6 protein-coding genes are annotated in these 4,019 nt (G+C 72.2%); 5 read left to right on the forward strand and 1 reads right to left on the reverse strand.

Annotated elements, in window-relative coordinates:
- The 5 genes from Q7W29_01090 to Q7W29_01110 all read left to right on the forward strand — a co-directional run.
- Positions 1-262 (forward strand): FlgD immunoglobulin-like domain containing protein (locus Q7W29_01090; GenBank protein MDO9170411.1); only part of this gene is annotated, 262 nt, incomplete at its 5' end.
- Between the two features lie 244 nt (positions 263-506).
- Positions 507-1,667 carry a hypothetical protein gene (locus Q7W29_01095; GenBank protein MDO9170412.1) on the forward strand — a complete coding sequence of 387 codons (1,161 nt, stop codon included), beginning with the start codon at positions 507-509 and terminating at the stop codon, positions 1,665-1,667.
- Between the two features lie 12 nt (positions 1,668-1,679).
- Positions 1,680-2,255, forward strand: coding sequence for an FMN-binding protein (locus Q7W29_01100; protein MDO9170413.1), 576 nt, complete (start codon positions 1,680-1,682; stop codon positions 2,253-2,255).
- The gene (locus Q7W29_01105) at positions 2,252-2,941 is read left to right on the forward strand and encodes a PepSY domain-containing protein (protein ID MDO9170414.1); all 690 of its coding nucleotides are present in this window, start codon (positions 2,252-2,254) and stop codon (positions 2,939-2,941) included. The genes Q7W29_01100 and Q7W29_01105 overlap by 4 nt, the downstream gene beginning before the upstream one ends.
- 29 nt (positions 2,942-2,970) lie before the next feature.
- Entirely contained in the window at positions 2,971-3,651 is a 681-nt protein-coding gene (locus Q7W29_01110) for an MliC family protein (GenBank protein MDO9170415.1), read from the forward strand.
- A 6-nt stretch (positions 3,652-3,657) separates the two neighbouring features.
- Here Q7W29_01110 and Q7W29_01115 read toward each other — a convergent pair.
- On the reverse strand, positions 3,658-4,019 hold a 362-nt coding region (locus tag Q7W29_01115), incomplete at its 5' end, for an amidohydrolase family protein (GenBank protein MDO9170416.1).

The following is a 4,019-nucleotide window of genomic DNA, read 5'->3' on the forward strand; positions in this document are numbered from 1 at the left end:
GGGCAGCCATCCCAATCCCTTCAACCCGCTGACGACGGTGACCTTCGCCCTGGAAGCGCCGGTCCGGGCGCGGCTGACGGTCCACGATCTGGCCGGGGCGCTGGTTGCGGTGCTGGCCGAGGGCGAATTGGCGGCCGGCGAGCATGCCGTGCCCTGGAACGGCCGGCGCGCCGACGGGAGCGCTTCGCCTTCGGGGGTGTACGTGGCGTGCCTGCAGACACCCGGAGCCCGAGCGACCACAAAGATGCACCTCGTGCGATGAGGCCACGGACGCCGAACTCGGCGGGATCCGCGCGACAGTTCACGGATCCCGTCGGGCTGCCTGGACACACATCGTCTTGAATCAACCAATTCAGTCTCAATATTGATACTTGAAGTTTCAACAAACAATATTTAGATAAAACAAGAATTTTCTGGACAGCGCCCAACTCGCCTCCTAGATCTGGGGTTGAGATCGTGAGAGTGATTCTCATGATCTTCTCGATCAGACCAGCCGGAGGTTTCCGATGCCGTCCACGAAGATCCTGGCCGCCGCCCTTTGCGTCGGCCTCGTCGCCACCGCCGCGTTCCCTGCCTCCTCCAGCGACCGCCGTTCCGCCCTGGCCGGCGGGATCGACGACAAGCCGTACCTGTCGCGCGGCGGCGTCGACATCATGCTCGGCGGCTACATGGACCACGAGTTCGAATGGGTCGAGGACGGCGGCAGCACCTTCGACCAGCACCGCTTCGTGCCCTTCATCACCGCGCGGGTATCCGAGCGCGTGACCGTGTCGAGCGAGATCGAGTTCGAGCACGGCGGCTTCGTCGGCGGCGACGGCGAGGGCGAGATCAAGCTGGAGTACGCGGTCATGGACTACCGCCTCCGCGAGGGCCTGCAGTTCCGCGGCGGCCTGATCCTGTCGCCCCTGGGCGCCTTCAACCTGCGCCACGACACGCCGCTGAACGACCTGACTGAGCGCCCGCTGGTGGACCGGCAGCTCGTCCCCTCGACGCTGAGCGAGTCGGGCATGGGCGTCTTCGGCACGCTCTACCCGAACGAGGACCTCGTCCTGGGCTACGAGGCCTACCTGGTCAACGGCTTCGACGAGGGCGTCCTGTCCGGCGACGACGGCGCCAAGAAACTGCGCATCCGCTCCGGGCACGGCAGCCAGGAGCAGGACAACAACCGGAACAAGGCGCTCGTCGCCCGCCTGGGCGCCAGCCCGCGCCCGGGCCTGGAACTCGGCGCCTCGGTGCACACCGGCAAGTACGACGACGCCGGCGGGAAGCGCCTGACGATCGCCGCGCTCGACGGCCGGGCGGTCTTCGGCGCGCTGGAACTGGCGGGCGAGCTGGCCGTCGCCGCGGCGGACGTCGATCGCGTCGCCGAACCGGGTCTCGCCGAGAGCCAGCGCGGCGCCTACGGCCAGGTCGGCTGGCACGTGCTGCACGACCGGCTGCTGCCGGGTTCGGTCGTCACCCTGGTCGCCCGCGCCGACGCGATGGATTACGACACCGACGTCGACGGCGACCAGGCCTCGGCGCTGACCCTGGGCGTCAACTTCCGCCCGACCGAGGAGTCGGTCTTCAAACTGGACTACGCCTGGTCCCGCACGACCGCCCGCGGCGCCGGCGAGGGCGAGGACGCGCCCGGGCGCCTGTTCTTCTCCGTGGCCACGTACTTCTAGGGGAGGCCGCGCATGCGCACGCTCTGCACCTGCCTGCTGATCGCCGCAACCGTCTCCCCGGCGACGGCGGCGCCCGCATCGCGGCCGCCTGCCGAGCACCACGCCTACCAGACGCTCGACGAGGCCCTGCGCGAGGTATTCGCCGGCGCCGACTCGACCTGGACCGAGAGCTGGACGCCGGACGACGCCGCCCGCGCCGCCTTGGCCGCGCAGCTCGGCGCGCCCCAACCCGCGGGCGAGATCGTCTTCCACCGCGCCCGCGACGGCGGGCGCGACCTGGGCTGGGCCGTGGCGACCGACGAGATCGGGCTGCACGAGCCGATCACGATCCTGGTCTCGGTCGACGCCGCGCGCGAAGTCGGTCCCGTGCGCGTGCTCGTCTTCCGCGAGTCGCGCGGCGGCGAGGTGCGCCGCAAGCGCTTCCTCGAACAGTTCCTGGGCAAGACGCGCGCCGACCCGCTGCGCATCACGCGCGACATCGACGCCGTCACCGGCGCGACCTACTCCTCGCGCGCAGTGACGGCGGGGGTCAAGCGCGTGCTGGCCCTGGTGGATGCGCGCTACCCCCTCGAACGGAGCGCCCCGTGAGGATGCCGGCTCGACACCTGCACCGCTGGCTGGGAGGGGTGCTGTTGCTGCCCCTGCTGGCGGTCACCGCGAGCGGCCTGCTGCTGGGCAACCCGTACTGGCTGGACCGCGACCGCGATCCCGTGCTGCGGGTCGTCGCCGACCCCGTGCGACCGGGCGTGCTCTGGCAGGGGCGCGCTTCGGGGCTGTGGCGCTCGACGGACGCGGGCGTCGCGTGGCGCGACGTGCCGATGCTCTCGCCGCCGTTGGCGGTCGCCGGGATCGCCGTGGCGGGCGACACGATCTGGGCCGTGGGAGCCGCCGGCGACCTGGTGGTCTCGCGCGACGGCGGCACGGTCTGGGAATCCCTGCCGGGCGTGCCCCTGGACGGCGCGCGCGTGCGGGACCTCGGCGCCGGCCACGGCGGCGCGCTCTACGCGTGGACGACGCGGGGCCTCTTCGCCGGCGCGGACGGCGGCCGCGCTTGGACCGCGCGGGGCGACGCGCCGGCGGTCGCTCCGTCCGACCGCCTGCGCGCGCTGCACACCGGCCGGTGGCTGGGACCGCGCGGCAAGCTCTTCAACGATGTCGCCGCCGCCGCGACGATCCTGCTGGCGGTCACGGGGCTGCTGGCCTGGAGACGGCGCAACGAGCGCCGAGGCCGATCTTGTGCCGGCATCCCGGTCGGGGATACACTGCGCCGGTGACCACCGACCCCGAAGACAGGAGTTGCGTCATGCGCCGGATCCACCGTCTCGCGATCCTGCCCGTCTGGGCCGTCCTCGCCACCGCGGCCTGCGCGCCGGCCTTCGGCCCCTGCACGTCGCGGACCGTCGTCGCGGCCCCCGAACGCGGCCCCCTGCACCTGCTCGCCATCTACGGCGGCGTCGACCAGTACTACCTCGCCGACTACGAGCCCGGCTCCCCCACCGCGACCCTGCACGCGCCCGACGGCCCGCAGGAACTGACGCAGCAGCTCGCCGCCTCCGGCATCAAGTACGCCGGCGGCCGCTACCTGCTGTGGACCAAGGGGCGGGACATCATGCTGGAAGTGGACGGGCAGCGCGTCGAGGGCTGCGAGGTGTCGGGCGGGCAGGAGATCATGGACCGGTGCTGGGCGGAGGGCTTCCACTTCCGAGCCTCGGGCAACGAGCCGGGCTGGCACCTGGAGACCGGTCCCGGCGGCACCCGCGTGACGGCCGACTACGGCGAGCTGGTGCTGCACTTTCCGGGGATCCCCGTCGAGAGCCTGCGCGGCGGCGCGCCGATCCTGCGCGAGGCCGACGGCCACGTCCTGCGCCTGCGCACCGCGGCCTCGCCTTGCTTCAACGACATGAGCGGCGAACCGTATCCCCTGAGCGTCGAGATGGAACTGGACGGCCGGTCGCTGAGCGGCTGCGGCGTGATCCTCCACTGACGACGCTCAGCGCACCCGCTCCCCGCCCACGAACAGCGCCGACGGCTTCGCCGACAGCCACCGCACCGGGTCGCCCCCGCGCGGGTCGCGGTCCAGCACCGTGCAGTCGAAGAGCAGCCCCGGGCGCAACACGCCCAGGTCGCCCTCTCTCCCCACCGCGAACGCCGCCTCGGCCGTGAAGCCGCGCAGCGCCTCGTCCAGCGTCAGGATCTGCTCGGGATGCCAGCCGCCGGCGGGATCCCCGTCGGGCTCCTGACGCGTGATCGCCGCGTAGACGCCGGGCAGCGGGTTCCAGTCCTCCACCGGCGCGTCCGACCCCAGCGGCAGCCGCACGCCGTGGTCCAGGAAGGTGCGCCAGGCGTAGGCGC

The organism is bacterium (assembly GCA_030654305.1).
GTDB lineage: Bacteria > Krumholzibacteriota > Krumholzibacteriia > LZORAL124-64-63 > LZORAL124-64-63 > PNOJ01.

Excerpts from the sequence above, each read along its gene's own strand:
- Q7W29_01110 (MDO9170415.1), top strand. The coding sequence starts at position 2,971 with ATGCGCCGGATCCACCGTCTCGCGATCCTGCCCGTCTGGGCCGTCCTC.
- Q7W29_01095 (MDO9170412.1), top strand. The coding sequence starts at position 507 with ATGCCGTCCACGAAGATCCTGGCCGCCGCCCTTTGCGTCGGCCTCGTC.
- Q7W29_01100 (MDO9170413.1), top strand. The coding sequence starts at position 1,680 with ATGCGCACGCTCTGCACCTGCCTGCTGATCGCCGCAACCGTCTCCCCG.